This is a genomic window from Methanohalophilus mahii DSM 5219 (assembly GCF_000025865.1).
Taxonomy (GTDB): Archaea; Halobacteriota; Methanosarcinia; order Methanosarcinales; family Methanosarcinaceae; genus Methanohalophilus; species Methanohalophilus mahii.
In genome coordinates this window covers 1,427,809-1,445,787 of sequence record NC_014002.1, presented here as the reverse complement: position 1 = coordinate 1,445,787, position 17,979 = coordinate 1,427,809, and the positions used below count along the sequence as shown (strand labels likewise).

Here is a 17,979-nt window from a genome sequence, read left to right as displayed (position 1 = left end):
TCAAAATGAGGCTTTTCCAGAGACTCCGGAATAAGAGTTCCTCTTCAACAAGTAGCGGGGGCTCAAATTATGCTTATGTCACTGCGCGTGTACGTGCAATGAAGAGCAATCTGCTTCCAAAAGAGACATATTCACGGCTTATGAACATGGATCTCGACGAAATCACTCGTTTTATCGGAGAAACCCAGTATCAGCAGGATGTAGATGAACTTGCGCGGAAATTTAGCGGAGTAGATCTTATAGAGCATGCATTGAACAGGAACCTTGCAGTCACATTCTCTAAATTGATTGATATTTCAGAGGGTGAACTTAACTATCTCATCACGGAATATCTGAAGAATTATGATATCTGGAATATCAAAACAATTCTCAGGGGCAAGTACTACAATGCAACTCTCGAAGAGATAAAGGATAATCTTGTTTCTGCAGGTCAATTCAAGTACAATTTCCTGTCTGAAATTGCTGAAAAACAATCTTATGAATATGTTATAGATGCACTCAGCAATACTGATTATTATCCAATTCTTATGAATTATGACGGTACAAACCTTCCAGATATAGAAAATCAGCTTGATAAGTTATATTATCAGAGGCTGTTCAATGCTATTGGTACACCAAAGTCAAGTGATCGTAAACTTTTCTCCAAGCTTATTCGTACTGAGATTGACATAAAGAATATTAAAACAATGTTCAGGATGAAGAAAGAAGGTGTCGAAGGTGATGAACTTGAAGATCTGGTTCTGGACGGTGGGCTCCGGCTTAGTCTGAAGGAAATAAATTCATTGGTTCCTCTGCCTTTTGCAGATTTTATAAATTCACTTGAAAAGTATCCATACTGGGACTCGATATCAGATTTTGCTGATCCTGAAATGGAATCTCTTGTTGATCTGGAAACAAGCCTCACCAAGTACACAATAAAGTCTGCTTCCAGTTTTTCACATGTGTATCCCCTTTCAATTGTTCCGATCATGGATTACATGATCAGCAAAAAAAACGAGGTCAACAACCTGAGGATAATTGCGAGAGGAAAGGCAGCTAATCTGGGAGAAGATATTATCAAAAACCAGTTGGTGATCTGATGGATCTGGCAGTTGTAGGAGATGGCGAATTTGTTACCGGCTTTCGATTAGCCGGTGTGCAGAAAGTGTATGAGGTTAATGATGAACCTAAGCTGGAGGAAACAGTAAAAGAGATCTTCAACGATTCCTCCATAGGTATCCTTGTAATGCATAGTAATGATTTTGATAAGCTACCGGAGACCTTGAGAGATACTCTGAGTGAATCCGTCGAACCAACATTGGTAACCCTGGGCGGAACCGGACAAAGCTCTAACTTACGGGATAAAATAAAACAAGCGGTAGGTGTAGATTTGTGGAAATGAATGGTGAAATTTATCGAGTGGCAGGACCTGTTGTCACAGTCACCGGTATCAAGCCGAAGATGTATGATGTGGTAAAAGTAGGTCATGAAGGACTGATGGGTGAAGTAATCCGTATCGAGGGTGAAAAAGCTACAGTTCAGGTATACGAAGACACATCCGGCATAAAACCGGGAGAGCCTGTAGAAAATACGGGAATGCCTCTTTCAGTAGAACTGGGTCCAGGCCTCCTGGAAAGTATTTACGATGGTATACAGAGACCTCTGGAAGTTCTCCAGCAAAAGATGGGAGATTTCATTGAAAGAGGAGTAACAGCAAACGGTCTTACCAGGGAGAAGAAGTGGGAATTTACCCCTACAGTATCCAAAGGAGACAGTGTTAAAGGTGGAGATATAATCGGTGTTGTACAGGAAACACCCAACCTCGAACACAAGATAATGGTCCCCCCAAGAAAGTCAGGAACTGTAGAAGATATCAAAAGTGGTAAATTTGTAGTGGATGAAACGGTTTGTGTACTTTCTGACGGCTCTGAACTATCTCTGATGCAGAAATGGCCTGTAAGAGGTCCCAGGCCGGTGGGCAAGAAACTCTCTCCAACAAGACCCCTTGTAACAGGACAGAGGATCCTTGATGGGATGTTCCCTGTGGCAAAAGGTGGTACAGCAGCGATCCCCGGTCCTTTCGGATCAGGAAAAACTGTTACCCAGCAGCAACTTGCAAAGTGGAGTGACACTGATATTGTGGTTTACATCGGATGTGGGGAACGTGGAAACGAAATGGCCGATGTACTGAATGAATTCCCGGAACTGGAAGACCCAAAGACCGGAAGGCCACTGATGGAACGGACAGTTCTTATCGCAAATACATCCAATATGCCTGTGGCTGCCCGTGAAGCATCTGTTTATACAGGAATTACCATCGCGGAGTATTACCGTGACATGGGATATGATGTCTCCCTCATGGCAGATTCAACCTCCAGATGGGCAGAAGCAATGAGGGAAATTTCCTCCAGGCTTGAAGAGATGCCTGGTGAGGAAGGATATCCGGCATATCTGTCCGCCAGGCTTTCTGAATTCTATGAACGTGCAGGTGCAGTTCATTCCCTTGCAGGCCTTGATGGTTCCATTACTGTCATAGGTGCAGTTTCACCTCCTGGTGGTGACTTCTCCGAACCAGTTACACAGAATACCCTGCGTATCGTAAAGGTATTCTGGGCACTGGATGCAAAACTCTCCCAGAAGAGACACTTCCCTGCAATTAACTGGCTTACCAGTTACAGTCTTTACAATGACAGGCTTGCAGGCTGGTTTACAGAAAATGTCGGAAGTGACTGGAATGAACTAAGGGATAATGCAATGGATATTCTTCAGGAAGAAGCTGAACTTCAGGAAATCGTGCAACTCGTGGGTTCGGATGCACTCCCTGAGGACCAGCAGCTTACTCTTGAAATTGCCAGGATGCTTCGTGAATACTTCCTGCAGCAGAACGCTTTCCATCCTGTGGACACATTCTGCCCATTTGATAGGCAATACAAACTTCTGAAATCCGTATCCACGTTTGGGGAAAAAGCAACCGAGAAGATGGAAAATGGTGTCCCCATCACCAAGATCATGGAAATGAAGTCCAAGGATGAACTTGCCAAGGTCAAATATGAAGAAGACTTTGATGCAGCCCTTGAAGCAATCATGGCAAAGATGGATGAAGAGTTCACACAGATTGGAGGCAACTGAAAATGACCAAAGAATACAAAACCATTGTAGATATTGCAGGACCACTCATATTTCTTGAAAAAACCGAGCCTGTAGGATATGGGGAACTTGTTCAGGTAAACCTTCCTGATGGGACCACCAAGAGAGGTCAGGTTCTTGATACCTCTGCAGACATGGTTGTCATCCAGGTTTTCGAAGGTACACAGGGACTTAATGATGAATCCGGTGTAGTATTCAGTGGAGAAACCATCAAACTTCCTGTTGCAAAAGATCTTCTTGGTCGTATCCTTTCCGGTTCTGGAGAACCCCTTGACGGTGGTCCAAGAATTATCCCCGAAAAAAGGGTAGATGTGAATGGAGCTTCAATGAACCCTTTTTCCAGGAGACCACCTGATGAATTTATCCAGACAGGAATATCCACTATTGACGGTACAAATACTCTTGTAAGAGGACAGAAACTTCCTATCTTCTCTGGATCAGGTCTGCCACACAATGAGATTGCTCTTCAGATTGCAAGACAGGCAAAAGTACCCGGTTCTGAAGAAGATTTTGCTGTGGTATTTGCTGCAATGGGTATTACCAATGAGGAAGCCCAGTCATTCATGGAAGACTTTGAGAAGACAGGTGCTCTTGAAAGAGCGACAGTTTTCCTTAATCTTGCAGATGACCCTGCAGTCGAGCGTATCATTACCCCGAGGATGGCACTGACAGCAGCAGAGTATCTTGCATACGAACACGATATGCATGTACTTGTAATCCTGACTGATATCACAAACTACTGTGAAGCACTCCGTCAGATGGGTGCAGCCCGTGAAGAAGTGCCCGGTAGACGTGGATATCCCGGTTATATGTATACTGACCTTGCATCCCTCTATGAACGTGCCGGTGTCATCAAGGGTAACAAGGGATCTGTGACCCAGTTCTCTATCCTGACCATGCCAGGTGACGATATTACCCACCCAATCCCTGATCTTTCCGGTTATATTACCGAAGGCCAGATTGTAGTATCCCGTGAACTTCACAGGAAGGGTATCTATCCACCAATCAATGTGCTCCCATCCCTTTCCCGCCTAATGAACTCCGGTATCGGAGAAGGAAAAACAAGGGAAGACCACAAAGCAGTATCTGACCAGTTGTATGCCGGGTATGCAGAAGGACGTGACCTTCGTGGATTGGTTGCAATTGTCGGTAAGGAATCCCTTTCCGAAAGAGACCAGAGAATCCTGGAATTTGCCGATCTTTTCGAAGATCGCTTTGTAAGACAGGCAAAAGATGAAGATAGGAATATCGAAGATACCCTGAATATAGCATGGGAAATCCTTTCCGAACTTCCGGAAGCACAGCTCACCAGGATAGACAACAAGTATATCGATAAATACCATCCTGCACATCAAAATGCAGAATGAACAAAGAGTGATCCACTATGGGCACAAAGGATGTTAAACCAACTCGTTCCGAACTCATTGAACTGAAGAAAAAGATAAAACTGTCCCAGAGCGGTCATAAACTGCTGAAAATGAAAAGGGATGGTCTTATCCTGGAATTCTTTGAGATTTTGAACCAGGCCAAGGGTGTAAGGAACGAACTGGATGACGCCTATAACAATGCCACTGAAAAAATAGGGATTGCTGAGGCGGTCGAGGGCAGAATGGTAATAAAATCCACTGCTCTTGCTCTCAAAGATGGACCTGAAATAAGTCTCGAAAGCCACAACATTATGGGTGTGGTGGTCCCTAAGATTGAAGCATCCAGTGTGCATAAACCCATCAACAAAAGGGGATACGGTATTCTCGGGACAAGCTCCTATATCGATGAAGCTGTCGATTCATATGAGATTCTTGTTGACAAGATTATTCTTGCAGCAGAGATCGAGACCACTATGAAAAGGTTACTTGAAGACATCGAGAAAACAAAAAGACGTGTAAATGCCCTTGAATTCAAAGTAATTCCCGAAATGCAGGAAGCAATGGATTTCATCCGTTTCCGGCTGGATGAGATGGAACGTGAAAATACCTTCCGCTTAAAGAGGATTAAGGCATAATGCCTAACACAGAACCTGATCGGCCAGGGATGGCCGACAGACTTTTTTTAAAAATCACCCAACCCAATAACCTTGCGCGTATTTTGCGCTGGGCATGGTTAATATCCCTTATGATGCTGGTATTTGGTTATCTTATCATTTATTTCAGGATTTCAGAGTACTTGAATATCTGATGAAATAATTGATCGGAACCAGTCAGTAAAGTATATATATCTTCTTCCACTATATATGAACCGTTAAATAAACAACATACGGTTCTATTAGTTGTGATATTTTGTTCAACAAAGGTGATATACCTATTTGATTTCATTTTGCCTGCTTTATTTTTTAGCTGTGCGTATGTTCTTATGCAACTTTTGCAGGCAAATTCATTCAATAAGCAATATAAACTAAAAATGTGGTACTTTTATGACACAGCATACACAAGCACAAAAAGAAATAGCTAAAAAAATCGATTCTGATACTGTTATTGCCAACTGGAAGGACTGGAGATGGCAACTCAAGCATTCCATCGGTGATGTTGATACATTTGAAACCTTACTTGGCATCAAATTCAAAGCCGAGGAAAAGGATAAACTCAAACAAACCCTGGAAAAATTCCCATTATCTGTAACTCCTTATTATCTGTCCCTCATAGATACCGATGATTTCAGGAATGATCCCATATTCCTGCAAGCCTTCCCTTCACCAAAGGAGCTGGACATCGATGAAGATGATCTTGAAGATCCTCTTTCAGAGGATGAGGACAGTCCTGTAGAGGGAATCACACACAGGTATCCGGACAGGGTACTGTTCCATATAAGTAACACCTGTTCGATGTACTGCAGGCATTGCACACGTAAGAGAAAGGTGGGAGATGTGGATTCCATTCCTACCAGGGATGCAGTCTCTGAAGGACTGGAATACATCAGAAATACGCCCCATGTACGCGATGTACTGCTTTCAGGTGGAGATCCTTTTATGCTTCCTGATGCTTATCTGGACTGGATCCTGACAAAATTGAGGGAAATTCCTCATGTTGAGATAATTCGTATCGGTACAAGGATGCCTGTGGTGCTTCCTTACAGGGTAACTGATGATCTTGTAGAAATACTCAAAAAGCATCATCCTCTCTGGATCAACACCCATTTCAACCATCCACGTGAGGTAACAGCATCTTCCAGAGAGGCCCTGCGCAAACTTGCGGATGCAGGAATTCCTCTCGGGAACCAGACGGTGTTGCTTTCAGGAGTGAATGACTGTCACAGGATTATGAAAAGTCTTGTACATAAACTTGTGCAAAATCGTGTACGTCCTTATTATCTCTACCAGTGCGACCTGTCCGAAGGCCTCTCCCATTTCCGGACACCGGTAGGTAAGGGTATTGAAATTATGGAACACCTGATAGGCCATACAAGCGGTTTTGCAGTACCCACTTATGTTATAGATGCCCCCCACGGAGGTGGCAAAATACCAGTTATGCCTTCCTATCTTATATCCTGGTCAACCAACAGGGTAATCCTGCGTAACTATGAGGGAGTCATCACCTCATACAAGGAACCGGATTCCTACGAGCCGATATACTGTGATCGTAAATGTGAGGAATGCAAACTACAGCTCAAACTTGATGATGCAGCTGAATATAAATCTACAGGTATTGCAAAACTGCTTGCAGATTATGATGAAGCTGTAAGTCTTGTACCGGAGGATACCGATAGAATGGAGAGAAGGGACGTTGAGTGATATAATCGAAAAATTTGGCAACTCCCTCATCCAGCACGGTACATACAACGATCGTATTTACCTTATGAAACTGGATACCGGGGACCTCCCTGATCTTATACCTGAAATGGATAGGTTGGCAGAAAAACGCGGCTACAGCAAGATATTTGCAAAAATCCCTGCAGATTCCAGAGCAACTTTTGAAGCAAAGGGATATGTAAAGGAGGCCGGTGTACCGGGCTATTATTCTGGCAAGATGGAAGCCCTGTTCATGTGTAAGTATTTCTCAGAGCGCAGAAAAGAGGACACACAGGCTGAAGACGACCGGATCATCTCCACAGCCAGGGATAAGGCAGGAGATATCAGGAAACATGAATTACCCGAAGGCTTTCTGATCCGGATGTGTACGGAAGCGGATTTGCCCGCAATGGCCAGGATATACGCCGAGGTGTTCCCTACATATCCTTTTCCTATCCAGGATCCGACATACCTGAAAGAAACCATGGAAGATAATGTTGCATATTTCGCAGTTGAAAATGAAGGTGGCATAGTTGCCCTTTCCTCTTCCGAGATCGATTTTGAAAACCGGAATGCAGAAATGACCGACTTTGCTACACTCCCTCAATTCAGGGGAATGGGTTTGTCCACTCATCTCCTCTCAAAAATGGAAAAAGAAATGAACAAGAAAGGTATCCTTACACTGTATACCATCGCCCGGGCCGCGTCCTATGGTATGAATACGGTTTTTGCAAGACTGGGGTATGAATTTACCGGAAAACTTGTTCAAAATACCAATATCTCTGGCAATCTTGAAAATATGAATGTATGGTACAAGCACATCTGAGTAATATATATCGAAAAAACCGACTGAAAAATGTCTCCCGATGAACATGTGAGATACATCTGGTTCATGGAAAAACTTGCCGGACTTGAAGTGGACCGGAACAAACTTTCTGTTGTGGAAAAAATATAAAGAAACTCAAGAACGGCACGGAAATCTACGGGTCATAATGAAGATAATTAAAGTCCATATTATTCAGTTTGTTATATCTATTTCAAGTTCATTCTGCGTTACATGCAAATATGTGATTGCTCCGGCTCTCTCATCATAATTTATAGTTACAGCAGAATTTTCATAATCCACCGGGTCCTGTGAGCCACCATCGATATTAAAAACCACAGAACCATCTTTTGTCAGTAATTTCAAATAATGCTGTGTGAGATCATTCAGATAAAATGATGTGTTCCCTTCCTCGATGACAACATCGGGAAGTTCGGTTGTATCCTCCTGGGAGTCGTTCCATGAGAAATCCGGATCTGCACCGTTTTGGTTGGTATTAGGGGGTGTATATTCCATTACAAAAGAGCTGTTCAAAAAATCAATGGTACTTTCAGCTTCGGATTTAGTGCCATTTATCTGGAAATAATCTACTCCATCCCAGTGTTCTATATGCTCCGGTCCCACGGATGTATCTTTATATGTAACTTCAATTTGCAGCTGGTTATTATTTTTTTTTGCAATATTGTATATCAGGCTTTTAGTTCCTGAAGTTGCCTCTATCTCATATTTAGATGGATTTAAGCCATCACTGTTGGAATCTTCGGCTTCAAGGTCCAGATGAAAATCATCGATAGGCAGAGGATTTGATGCATTTACAGCCCCAATTTTAATCTGGTTTGTAAGGGTTGTTGTTCCCATGGGAGGAACCACGTCCAATTCAATAATTGCGGTTTTATTGACATCATCCTTTTCCGCATTGGTATAGACCATTGACTCTGCATAATTGGCCCACGCATCATAATATTCACTTTCAATATAGATATAGATCTTATCCGAGGTCACAGGATTTGTTCTTGATGTCGATATGGATGTGTTGGGATACAAGACAAAAGGCCTGTTGTCCGATGTTACGGCAATGTTTACTTCTCCTTTCCCTGCCGTTGAGGAGGAGCCGTTGATCGTCATTATAGGTAAAGTGAGTGTTTCCCCGTTGTAATGAAATTCCGGAGGTGAAACCATCACAGAACCGCCATTACTCCTATATTTTGACCAGATACCGCCACCTTCATAGGCAACCTGTCTCTCATCGAGGGTATATTCGAAGGTACCCAATGAGCAATTAAACTCCTCTGCAGGAGTAGAATTTGTAATATTCTGGACGACGATTTTTATATTACTGCTATCGGAATTAGATTCATCGTCAACACTAACTTCGCCTCCCATGAGGGAAAAGGATATAGTCTGGAGAGGAGATTCCCCAAGGGCCACTTTACTTATACGGGAGTCAAGAATTGTAAAAGCCTGTTCTACTTTTTGCGATTTTGAATTATCCTTCAGTTCATCGATTACAGGGACGCTGTAGACCATCATTGCACTGATGGATCCCACAGTAAGAGCAAACATGAGGAGTATTCCAATAACAGAAGAGACTGCCTTGCAGGAGACGGATAAATTTTTCATTCGTATCATACATCCACCATTATTCCACTCTCACCTTCATAGGTGAATGAGTTATATATACATCTATATTTTCGGAAAAATCATCTTTCCTTAAATGTACAGTTGTATTTGTTTCGTCTTTGTTTATTACCTGCATACCCATTGTTTCATTCAGGTAATTTTCCCAGCCAGCATAATAATCACTTTTCACAGTAATGTCTACAGATGAAACATTTTCATAAGAAAATACTGATGAATCCCCTCCATCTGCAATAACCCTGATCAATCCCTCTCCCGAAATTCCATTTGAACCCATTACTGCAGCAACAGGTATTATCATATTGTTGTCAGAAAGGACAAAACTGGGTTTTTTGACTATAATTGTGCCTCCATTTCCATATCTTGCCCAGACACCTGTATTTTCATAAGCTACTGCAGTTTCCTCATAAAAATGCTTGATTTCTCGCATTTGCCTCTTAAATGTTTGATTCTCCAAACCTGCAGGATCTGATGAAGAATTCCAGGTTTGCATTGTTACATTGATGGTACTGGTGCCGCTAGTCAGGACACTCCCTCCATACATTTTTAGTTCAACTGATTGTGAAGGAGCTATATCGAAAACTACTTTATTGATATTTTCACACAGTACAATATGACTTTGCTTTATATTTTCGGTATGGGCATGCTCCTGAATATTTTGAAGAGCAGGATAACCTGCAACTCCTATAATAGATATGGCTATTAGCATTATTCCAAGTATCAATATTGTATCGACTACTTCCGATACTGCATTTTCCGATCTGAAGAGTTTTTTTGGAACAATATGCATAATATCGCCATTTTTCAGTGGACTTCTATTATATCCGTAGTACTATTGTAAAAGAAGTAATGCCCACCGCCTACACTGTTTATAGTAGCGGATTCTATATCTGTTGTTGTCAATTCATATGGTATCTGGACCCTGGTTTCAGCTATGCCGTCGGATTCAAATATTATTTCCTGTGTCTGGTTTGAAATTTGCATATAATAATATTCATCCGCTATTTTCGGAGGTAACACAATATTGGATTGTATTTCTTCGACATTACCTCCGGATCTTCTGGTAAGATTTATTGTTGTATCGATTTTAGTAAGCTGAAGGGCAATGCTATTGCCATGTATTTCGAATTGCTCCCGCATAACTGACTGTTCATTCCGGTCCATCATTACATAGGAAGAATTCATCACAAACATAAATACCATGATCGTTATTGCAAATGTCAATATAAAACCAACAGCTGTAGAAACTGCATCTCTGTTATGGTATATTTTTTTCATATACAATATAATCACTCAGGGGACTGTTACCGGGAAGGTCACATTGATTTTGTTTTTACTCGTAGAGATGTCTGCCGTTGCATTGATTACCTTGTATCTATCGCACCTGAAAGAATCACCGTTAGTGAGTTCTCCGGATAGTGAATACAGTCCAATAAGATTACTTGAATTAAAATATTTCAGGCTGTATGTTTCCCCTGCTGTATTGCTGTCAAACTGGTAAGTTATATTGCCTTTGATATCTATGAAGGACGGGTTGATGTTATAGGTTTGATTTGAAACATTGGCCATTATATCACCACTGTCATCGTATATTTTCATAAACCAGATGGATGAACCGGATTGATTTAAGGCATGCACCTCGAAAGGTTCGGATACATTCCCCAGATTACTGGTATCAATTTCTTCCATTGTAAAATTAGACACATTGTTCACATTATCGATTACTGTCCAGTTCTCCTGTCCTGACGATAAACCGTTTTTTGTAAAATATGCATCTTGGAGAGTACTGTTGGTGAATGAAAATGATACCCCCTGATATGCATATAATATCGTAACTTCATGGGAATAATTTTCAAGATAGTGACCGAAGACGGTATGATTGAAAGAAGAACCTATGGTGGCATTGTAGTAGGCTGCTTTTGTAGCTTCATCGGTCATACGGGCAATATTTGATACCTCAAAATAACTGATATCATTATTGGATTCAGAGGCCATGTTACTTGCATAAATAATATTATTTAGCATTACAGTTGAAACTACAACCATAAATCCTATGGTAAATGCAGCAAGCAGCAACATCTGTCCTGAATCTTTATACTTATCCATCTCACTTCCTCTTTTACATACGCCACATTGTGAGTTTTACATCAACTATATTGTAGAAATCCGTTGTATTGTCCATATCTGGAATTGAAGTTTTGTTCTCAAAGGAAGAGGGATTTTCAAGATCGCTATTTGAAAGTACAACTTTCCTTGAAACAATCACAGCATTATCAGAGGGGTCACCGTTGTATATGTAAGGTGATGTTAGAGTATTCCCTGAATCCAGCCTGAATTTGAATTCCATATTGTGGGCGATTCCTTTTGCTACCAGAGTTTGTTGCAGTAATTCCTTGACCGGACCACTGATAGTATCACTGCTGTTTGGACTCATGGAGATATAATGAGTAGCATTCCAGACATATTCATCACCACTCCAGCCTATGATCTCTTGTTTTAGTTGAGAGTCCTGATCATATTGTGAATGATCAAGTGTCATTACCATATCCTGGCCCAGGGTATATAGCTGGGATTCAATATGTGCATTTGCTGTAGACGATGTCAAAGGAGTAATTGTGGTTGCCTGAACAGCAAATATGAGTACACCGATCATTACCATAGCTGCCATTATGGCTTCAAGGGTGTGAAGTTGTGCCGAATCATTATTATGAAAAATAAATTTCAGTGCCAGTTTACCACACCCTGACAGACATTGTGGCTGTTTGTAAATTATTGGTATCGGAATTTTCAAAAAGAACAGTTCTTTTTGTTTGTCCTATATTTCCAACCGAAGGCAGGGTCTTTCCACCCATGTACATTGTCGATGAACTATTTTCGATAGTTACATTCAGATCATAACTGCTAAATTCCCCTTTTAATCCGAGAGAGGACAAAGTCGTATCATAACTGTTATTTAGCAATAAAAAAAAAGTTTCTGTATTTTCGCTGCTGATGAGGTTGGTTGTGGTCATATCTCCTGAACTCATTTCTTTTTCAGTGATAGTTACTGACACACGATCTGCAATCAGTGTCACTTCATCTGATTCAGAATGGAATGGTGTAAATAACCCAGAAGTATAATTGAACACAAAAAAAATTACAAATATAAATATTGTAATTGCGGCCAGGTAATCGATTGTAATCTGACCATCCGAGCCTGTTTTAAGTGTATTATCTTTCCTTGACCTGCGTGTCATCATATTTCAGTCCATTCAAAAGGTGCCAGAATATGGCTATATATTATTGATTTCCCTAAGCACATTTATTTAATAATTTTAATTATAAAAATATGGTGATGGATTAATGATATCATAAGCAGATCCTGTATGTACTAATATGTAAGATTTATGTAAACGAAAAATTCAAAAAAATTAAAGGGGCCTATGTACCCCTTCATTTGCATCAGATGATGTGTCATTAACTTCTTCGAAATCTGCCACATAGGTGTATGCTGTTTCATGATTCTCGATCATACGATATGTAACTACCACAGATGCTATCACAACAATCGGTGTGGTAATTAGGGAACCAAAAATTACATAGCTGCCAATGCCACTGATAATCCAGAGGATAACGGAGATGATTGCCGTATCCAGGAAATTGTTCTTTCCGATCTCTATACTTTCCTTGATGGCATCAATTCCACTGTAGCCCCTGATGACAAGTAATGGAAAAGCATACAGTAGCAGGATGGAAAGGATAAGTCCCGGAATTATAAGAAGCATATAACCTATGGCCAATAAAATCACAGCTACAAGAACAAAAACCCAGCTTCTCACGAAGTTATCAAAACCACTGAATACATCTTTGTAATCTATAGGCTCACCTTTTACACCCCTGACAGCCATTTCTACCAGACCGTAGAGTAGCGGGGCAATTGTCACAATAAGAATCGAACCTATCATAGCAACCAATGTAGCAATAAGGTATGTCACGAAGTTTTCTTTGAAAACCTCCCATGTGTCTGAAAATATTTTCTCATAATCCATAAATGATCTCCTGGAATTGTGTATAATAACTACTTGAAATATATGAGAACTTTATTATATAAATAGATAATCTGTCGATTTATAGTCCTTAGTATCACATGGAGCAGAAATGGATCGCTCAGGATGTAATTCTTTTGAAAAGCAATTTAATGTAAAACATACATAGTAAAGCCAGGAGGGTAAGAATGAAAAATATTATTACCAGGAGTTTTGGACTTGAGGATTATGCAATAAAAGGAGCACAGATTGATGGATTCTCCATGATGCTGCATGACCGTGAACATTTGAGCACTGAAGTTAAATATGTGCCAGCCTGCTGTGATAGTTTTACAAAAGACCAGGTTGAGGAACTGATACACAGAATTATGGAAAAAGCAAGCTATTTCATGGAAAAACTTCATGAAAACATCAAATGTAAAGTAATTTTCGTGGATTTTGAAGAAACAGGTTTTACGCCTGATAGTGACATGCCATCAATAGAAGTGCGCTCCATGGAAAAGTTACACGTAATATACAGGTTTTCAGTGGAGTATTATATCTAAAAAAGAAATTACAGGAGCTGGGTAGATTCTTCCTGCTTTTGCATTTTCACAACCAAAAAACGCAGAATCCCGTCACCTGCGTTACCTACCAGATGGGGGATCTTTGCAGGACTCTCAACAATTGAATCCTTCTCCACAATCTCGGTCTCATCTCCGATCTCCACCCTGGCCTTGCCTTCAAGTATATAGAAAAACACATCCACCGGAGTAATATGTTTTTTTAGGGACTGTTTGGGTTCAAGAGTTATGTGCATTGCCTGACCATGGTCTGATGCATACATCTTTCGCACATCTGCACCATGCGGATTCTTTTTTTGCTCGGCATCTTTTACGTATCTGATTTGCATATTAAATTCTCCTAAAGAGGGGATGGGAGGCTTTAAAGCAGCCTCTCCAAGTCATTTTCTACAGTTGTGTTCTTGCTTATGTTGAAATTTTCAACCAGCACGTTCAACACATTCGGGGAAACAAACGCCGGCAATCTCGGTCCCAGTACAATGTTCTTGACACCAAGGCTTAGCAGTGCAAGCAATACAAGGACTGCCTTTTGCTCATACCAGGCAATATTGTAGGAAACCGGCAGATCGTTTATGTCATCCAGTTCAAAGGCTTCAGCCAGCTTCTGGGCAATGACAACCAGTGAGTAGGAATCATTGCATTGTCCTGCATCCAGTATTCTGGGGATACCGCCGATGTCTCCCAGATCCAGTTTATTGTATCGATACTTGGCACAACCTGCTGTAAGAATTACCGCATCCTGTGGCAGTTGTTTTGCAAATTCAGTGTAATATTCCCTGTCATGCTGTCTCCCGTCACAACCCGCCATTACAATAAACCGGGATATCTGGCCGGCTTTGACTGCATCCACGATCTTGTCGGCAACTGAAAGGGCGGCATTGTGTGCAAATCCGGCAGGTATTGCGCCATTTTCCAGTTGTTCGGGTGGTCTGGATTGTTTTGCCATTTCAATGATTTCAGAGAAGTCTTTTGTACCGTCTTCTTTCTCTTCGATGTGTTTGAGTCCTTTAAATCCGACCATTGCTGTTGTGAATACCCGGTTAGAATAGGAATCCCCGGGAGGTACAAGACAGTTTGTGGTCATAAGCACTGGACCATTGAATTTTTCAAACTCGGTTTTCTGTTGCCACCATGACCCACCATAGTTGCCCACCAGATGTTCGTACTTCTTGAATTCTGGATAGGCATTGGCAGGCAGCATCTCACCGTGGGTATATACGTCAACCCCGGTGCCTTCGGTCTGCTTCAGGAGCTGGTCCATGTCCTTCAGATCATGCCCACTGATAAGGATACCCGGGTTGTTCCCGGTTCCAATATTAATCTCTGTGGGTTCCGGATGGCCATAGGTTGCAGTGTTGGCTTCATCCAGCATTGCCATTGTCTTAACACCGAAACTTCCACATTCCAGCACCAGGCCGGTGAGATCATCTACGGAGAGGGAGTCATCCAGAGTGGCTACCAGTGCCCTGTCAACAAAAGCTGCAATATCTTTATCTTTGTGCCCAAGCACACGGGCATGATATGCATAAGCAGCCATACCTTTTAGGCCATATACCAGTAATTCTCTCAGGGATCTGATATCTTCATTTTCAGTTGCCAGGATGCTGACTGAATCAATGTCTCCAAGTTCAGCTGGCTTGACACTTGCAGCCTGTGGAAGATCATTAAGACCTACTCCATGTGCCTGAAGTTCGGATTTGAGTTGTTCCCTTTTATCATACGCATCCTGGATCCAGTTCTTGAAATCAGTAGCACTGAAGTTTACATTGGTTACTGTCGAGAAAAGGGCTTCTTCCATGAAACCGGAATCAATATAATCTTCCGGTTCCCCTTCCTTTGCTTGCTGGTTTCTTTTCAGTGCATTTATTAGTCGGGTTTTCAGGCCCGGATTTTCGGGTACTGTGTCCCTTGCTTTCTGGTTGACAGCGGCAAGACCTTTAAGAATATAAATAAGCTGGTCCTGCAGATCTGCAACTTCATTTGATTTCCCGCATACTCCACCCTTTGTACAGGCTTCTCCTTTTGCTGTTTCTTCACATTGGTAACAGAACATATTCTTCCTCCACACTTTATAGATATTTTGCAACACTTATATCTATCAAAGTATCTTATAGATACCAAGTATTATTAGGATACTGGTTTATATAATAGAAGGTTTCTAACTAGATACTATGAAAGATTGCACCCTCTACAAGATGATGGATATAATTGGCAAGCGCTGGACCCTGTGTATCCTACTGGAATTGCATAAAGGAGATAAATACCAGAAACAGTTCAATGAACTCAAATCAATGTTGGGGGATATCACACCAAAAATGCTGTCTACACGTTTGAAGGAACTTGAGGCACATGGGCTTGTTGAAAAGGAACTTGATTCCTCGGCTATTCCTGTAAAATCTTTTTATTCCTTAAGTGAAAGCGGTCAGGAATTTATCGAAATAATCAAGGAAATCAAGGGGTGGGGACTCAAATGGAAATTTGACAATCCTCTTTGTAGTGTTTCCGATTGTAAGTATTGCGGTGTTGCAAAAGCAATCGATAACTGAAAGTGTAATCTTTATCGGGCAGAAATTTCCAATATTCCCCTTGCTGCCAGGATACCGGTTGCAGAAGCATTAACAATGTCCCTGGACAATCCTGCTCCATCCCCGGCTGCAAACAGGTTCCTGATATTTGATTGCATATTCCCGTCAACCTGTATTTTCATGGAATAGAACTTGACCTCCGGGGCATAGAGAAGGGTGGAGTCGCAAGCCACGCCGGGAATGATCCTGTCAAGGGTTTCCAGTCCCTCGATGATATCCATAACTATCCTGTGCGGCATGGCCATCGAAATATCCCCGGGAGTTACATCTTTTAGAGTATTCACCACTGGATTCCTTACAAGACGCGCTTCGGTGGAACGCCGTCCTCTTCTCAGGTCTCCCATTCGCTGGAGGACAGGTTTGCCACCCCCTATGGTAGTTGCCAGTTTTGCCACCGACCTTGCATACTTGATTGTATTCTCAATGGGTTCTGTCAGTTCGATGTGTACCAGAAATGCGAAATTGGTATTCTCAGAAACCGTGTCATGCATTGAATGTCCGTTGGTGGCAATGAATCCTTCATACTCTTCCCTGACTACAAAACCGTGTTCATTGGTACAGAAAGTGCGTACAAAATCGTCATATTTACGGGTCTGGATATGGAATTTCGGATCACGGTTTATTCTGGTCACAGGGTCCATTATAATTCCGGGAACTTCAACACGAACCCCGATGTCCACTCCTGCATAACGGGCATCAATTGAATGTTTATCAACAATTTCATTGACCCATTTTCCCCCTATCCGGCCTGGTGCCAGAAGTGTATAACTACCTTCTATTGTCCTGCCGTTATTCAGGAAAACACCTCTGCATACATTGTTCTCAATCCAGAGGTCTTTTACATCAGTGTTTAGAAGAAAATCCACTCCATTTTCATCCAGTTTCTTTTTAAATTTACCAATAACAGCAGGTGCATTGTCGCTTCCTATATGCCGTTGTTTGATATTGATGAATTTTGCTCCTACAGACGCAGCCCGGCGTTGAAGTTGCTCTACATCTTCTCCCTTCGGTGAAATCACTTTTTCTGTGGCTCCATGCTGCAGGAATATATTATCCACATAATCCACAAGTTCCCATGCCTTTTCCTGATCATGAGTGAATTCTAAAAGGTCCCCTCCGATATCCGGTCTTAAATTCAGGGTCCCGTCAGAAAATGTCCCCGCTCCGCCAACTCCACACATAATATTGCAGGGAGCACAGTGCATACAGTGCTGAACGGATTCCATTGGACAATGTCTTTTTTCGACATCTCTACCCTTGTCGATTACCAGGATTTTCAAACCATGCCCGGAAAGTTCATTGGCCGCAAACATCCCGGCAGGCCCGGCTCCGATAATGATTACATCGTATCGAGTATTTATTACCATAATATCGCTTTTCTCCTCATAAAACTGGATTTTTTATGATTAAATAGTTGTCCTTATTTTCATCTGGTATTTGATAAAATATCAAGAACCTGCCAATGGTCAGGATTAGTGTTCCTAACCCAGGGTTCAAA

The 17,979-nt window shown here is 41.6% G+C and carries 19 protein-coding genes; 9 read left to right on the top strand and 10 right to left on the bottom strand.

Going from position 1 to position 17,979, the window contains the following annotated elements; genetic code table 11:
- Positions 1-5: 5 nt before the first annotated feature.
- The 7 genes from MMAH_RS07180 (at position 6) to ablB (ending at position 7,673) form a co-directional block, all read left to right on the top strand.
- Positions 6-1,079: a V-type ATP synthase subunit C gene (locus tag MMAH_RS07180; RefSeq protein WP_013037886.1), complete on the top strand. Its 1,074-nt coding sequence runs from the start codon at positions 6-8 to the stop codon at positions 1,077-1,079.
- Complete coding sequence (locus MMAH_RS07175; protein ID WP_013037885.1) at positions 1,079-1,381, top strand: V-type ATP synthase subunit F; 303 nt, start codon at positions 1,079-1,081, stop codon at positions 1,379-1,381. The genes MMAH_RS07180 and MMAH_RS07175 overlap by 1 nt, the downstream gene beginning before the upstream one ends.
- Positions 1,372-3,108, top strand: a complete 1,737-nt coding sequence (locus MMAH_RS07170) for an ATP synthase subunit A (protein ID WP_048902166.1) — start codon at positions 1,372-1,374, stop codon at positions 3,106-3,108. The genes MMAH_RS07175 and MMAH_RS07170 overlap by 10 nt, the downstream gene beginning before the upstream one ends.
- A 2-nt stretch (positions 3,109-3,110) precedes the next feature.
- Positions 3,111-4,493: an ATP synthase subunit B gene (locus MMAH_RS07165; protein ID WP_013037883.1), complete on the top strand. Its 1,383-nt coding sequence runs from the start codon at positions 3,111-3,113 to the stop codon at positions 4,491-4,493.
- Between the two features lie 17 nt (positions 4,494-4,510).
- Positions 4,511-5,128 (top strand): V-type ATP synthase subunit D, encoded by a 618-nt coding sequence (locus MMAH_RS07160; RefSeq protein ID WP_013037882.1) that lies wholly within the window; start codon positions 4,511-4,513, stop codon positions 5,126-5,128.
- Between the two features lie 408 nt (positions 5,129-5,536).
- The gene (kamA, locus tag MMAH_RS07150) at positions 5,537-6,850 is read left to right on the top strand and encodes a lysine 2,3-aminomutase (protein WP_013037879.1); all 1,314 of its coding nucleotides are present in this window, start codon (positions 5,537-5,539) and stop codon (positions 6,848-6,850) included.
- On the top strand, positions 6,843-7,673 hold the full coding sequence (ablB, locus tag MMAH_RS07145; RefSeq protein WP_013037878.1) for a putative beta-lysine N-acetyltransferase: 831 nt from the start codon (positions 6,843-6,845) through the stop codon (positions 7,671-7,673). Before kamA ends, ablB begins: the two co-directional genes overlap by 8 nt.
- Positions 7,674-7,865: 192 nt before the next feature.
- Here ablB and MMAH_RS07140 read toward each other — a convergent pair whose 3' ends face one another.
- The 7 genes from MMAH_RS07140 to MMAH_RS07110 all read right to left on the bottom strand — a co-directional run bounded on the left by MMAH_RS07140 (position 7,866) and on the right by MMAH_RS07110 (position 13,336).
- Entirely contained in the window at positions 7,866-9,299 is a 1,434-nt protein-coding gene (locus tag MMAH_RS07140) for a DUF7289 family protein (protein ID WP_013037876.1), read from the bottom strand.
- Positions 9,300-9,309: 10 nt separating this feature from the next.
- On the bottom strand, positions 9,310-10,098 hold the full coding sequence (locus tag MMAH_RS07135; protein WP_013037875.1) for a DUF7289 family protein: 789 nt from the start codon (positions 10,096-10,098) through the stop codon (positions 9,310-9,312).
- A gap of 14 nt (positions 10,099-10,112) precedes the next feature.
- Complete coding sequence (locus MMAH_RS07130) at positions 10,113-10,511, bottom strand: hypothetical protein (protein WP_157198713.1); 399 nt, start codon at positions 10,509-10,511, stop codon at positions 10,113-10,115.
- 90 nt (positions 10,512-10,601) lie between these two features.
- Positions 10,602-11,414, bottom strand: coding sequence for a hypothetical protein (locus tag MMAH_RS07125; RefSeq protein WP_013037873.1), 813 nt, complete (start codon positions 11,412-11,414; stop codon positions 10,602-10,604).
- Between the two features lie 13 nt (positions 11,415-11,427).
- Positions 11,428-12,099, bottom strand: a complete 672-nt coding sequence (locus tag MMAH_RS07120) for a DUF7288 family protein (protein ID WP_245526206.1) — start codon at positions 12,097-12,099, stop codon at positions 11,428-11,430.
- Positions 12,041-12,547: a DUF7287 family protein gene (locus MMAH_RS07115; RefSeq protein WP_013037871.1), complete on the bottom strand. Its 507-nt coding sequence runs from the start codon at positions 12,545-12,547 to the stop codon at positions 12,041-12,043. The genes MMAH_RS07120 and MMAH_RS07115 overlap by 59 nt, the downstream gene beginning before the upstream one ends.
- Positions 12,548-12,718: 171 nt before the next feature.
- Positions 12,719-13,336 (bottom strand): hypothetical protein, encoded by a 618-nt coding sequence (locus MMAH_RS07110; RefSeq protein ID WP_013037870.1) that lies wholly within the window; start codon positions 13,334-13,336, stop codon positions 12,719-12,721.
- 185 nt (positions 13,337-13,521) lie between these two features.
- Here MMAH_RS07110 and MMAH_RS07105 point away from each other — a divergent pair, with 185 nt between their 5' ends.
- Positions 13,522-13,878, top strand: a complete 357-nt coding sequence (locus MMAH_RS07105) for a hypothetical protein (protein ID WP_013037869.1) — start codon at positions 13,522-13,524, stop codon at positions 13,876-13,878.
- Between the two features lie 8 nt (positions 13,879-13,886).
- On the opposite strand, the gene MMAH_RS07100 is transcribed toward MMAH_RS07105, so the two are convergent.
- Together MMAH_RS07100 and hcp are read right to left on the bottom strand one after the other, a co-directional pair.
- The gene (locus MMAH_RS07100) at positions 13,887-14,225 is read right to left on the bottom strand and encodes a cupin domain-containing protein (RefSeq protein ID WP_013037868.1); all 339 of its coding nucleotides are present in this window, start codon (positions 14,223-14,225) and stop codon (positions 13,887-13,889) included.
- 32 nt (positions 14,226-14,257) lie between these two features.
- Positions 14,258-15,949, bottom strand: a complete 1,692-nt coding sequence (hcp, locus tag MMAH_RS07095; protein ID WP_013037867.1) for a hydroxylamine reductase — start codon at positions 15,947-15,949, stop codon at positions 14,258-14,260.
- A 118-nt stretch (positions 15,950-16,067) separates the two neighbouring features.
- Here hcp and MMAH_RS07090 point away from each other — a divergent pair, with 118 nt between their 5' ends.
- Positions 16,068-16,442 carry a winged helix-turn-helix transcriptional regulator gene (locus tag MMAH_RS07090; protein ID WP_013037866.1) on the top strand — a complete coding sequence of 125 codons (375 nt, stop codon included), beginning with the start codon at positions 16,068-16,070 and terminating at the stop codon, positions 16,440-16,442.
- 11 nt (positions 16,443-16,453) lie between these two features.
- Here MMAH_RS07090 and MMAH_RS07085 read toward each other — a convergent pair whose 3' ends face one another.
- Positions 16,454-17,848, bottom strand: coding sequence for an NAD(P)/FAD-dependent oxidoreductase (locus MMAH_RS07085; RefSeq protein WP_013037865.1), 1,395 nt, complete (start codon positions 17,846-17,848; stop codon positions 16,454-16,456).
- Positions 17,849-17,979 lie beyond the last annotated feature (131 nt).

What these genes read in the sequence shown, in the direction of transcription:
- MMAH_RS07100 (WP_013037868.1), bottom strand. Translation starts at nt 14,225, where the DNA reads ATGCAAATCAGATACGTAAAAGATGCCGAGCAAAAAAAGAATCCGCAT.
- MMAH_RS07135 (WP_013037875.1), bottom strand. Translation starts at nt 10,098, where the DNA reads ATGCATATTGTTCCAAAAAAACTCTTCAGATCGGAAAATGCAGTATCG.
- MMAH_RS07180 (WP_013037886.1), top strand. Translation starts at nt 6, where the DNA reads ATGAGGCTTTTCCAGAGACTCCGGAATAAGAGTTCCTCTTCAACAAGT.
- MMAH_RS07140 (WP_013037876.1), bottom strand. Translation starts at nt 9,299, where the DNA reads ATGATACGAATGAAAAATTTATCCGTCTCCTGCAAGGCAGTCTCTTCT.
- MMAH_RS07175 (WP_013037885.1), top strand. Translation starts at nt 1,079, where the DNA reads ATGGATCTGGCAGTTGTAGGAGATGGCGAATTTGTTACCGGCTTTCGA.
- MMAH_RS07130 (WP_157198713.1), bottom strand. Translation starts at nt 10,511, where the DNA reads ATGGTATTTATGTTTGTGATGAATTCTTCCTATGTAATGATGGACCGG.
- MMAH_RS07160 (WP_013037882.1), top strand. Translation starts at nt 4,511, where the DNA reads ATGGGCACAAAGGATGTTAAACCAACTCGTTCCGAACTCATTGAACTG.
- hcp (WP_013037867.1), bottom strand. Translation starts at nt 15,949, where the DNA reads ATGTTCTGTTACCAATGTGAAGAAACAGCAAAAGGAGAAGCCTGTACA.
- MMAH_RS07115 (WP_013037871.1), bottom strand. Translation starts at nt 12,547, where the DNA reads ATGATGACACGCAGGTCAAGGAAAGATAATACACTTAAAACAGGCTCG.
- MMAH_RS07090 (WP_013037866.1), top strand. Translation starts at nt 16,068, where the DNA reads ATGAAAGATTGCACCCTCTACAAGATGATGGATATAATTGGCAAGCGC.
- MMAH_RS07085 (WP_013037865.1), bottom strand. Translation starts at nt 17,848, where the DNA reads ATGGTAATAAATACTCGATACGATGTAATCATTATCGGAGCCGGGCCT.
- MMAH_RS07110 (WP_013037870.1), bottom strand. Translation starts at nt 13,336, where the DNA reads ATGGATTATGAGAAAATATTTTCAGACACATGGGAGGTTTTCAAAGAA.
- MMAH_RS07105 (WP_013037869.1), top strand. Translation starts at nt 13,522, where the DNA reads ATGAAAAATATTATTACCAGGAGTTTTGGACTTGAGGATTATGCAATA.
- kamA (WP_013037879.1), top strand. Translation starts at nt 5,537, where the DNA reads ATGACACAGCATACACAAGCACAAAAAGAAATAGCTAAAAAAATCGAT.
- MMAH_RS07125 (WP_013037873.1), bottom strand. Translation starts at nt 11,414, where the DNA reads ATGGATAAGTATAAAGATTCAGGACAGATGTTGCTGCTTGCTGCATTT.
- MMAH_RS07165 (WP_013037883.1), top strand. Translation starts at nt 3,111, where the DNA reads ATGACCAAAGAATACAAAACCATTGTAGATATTGCAGGACCACTCATA.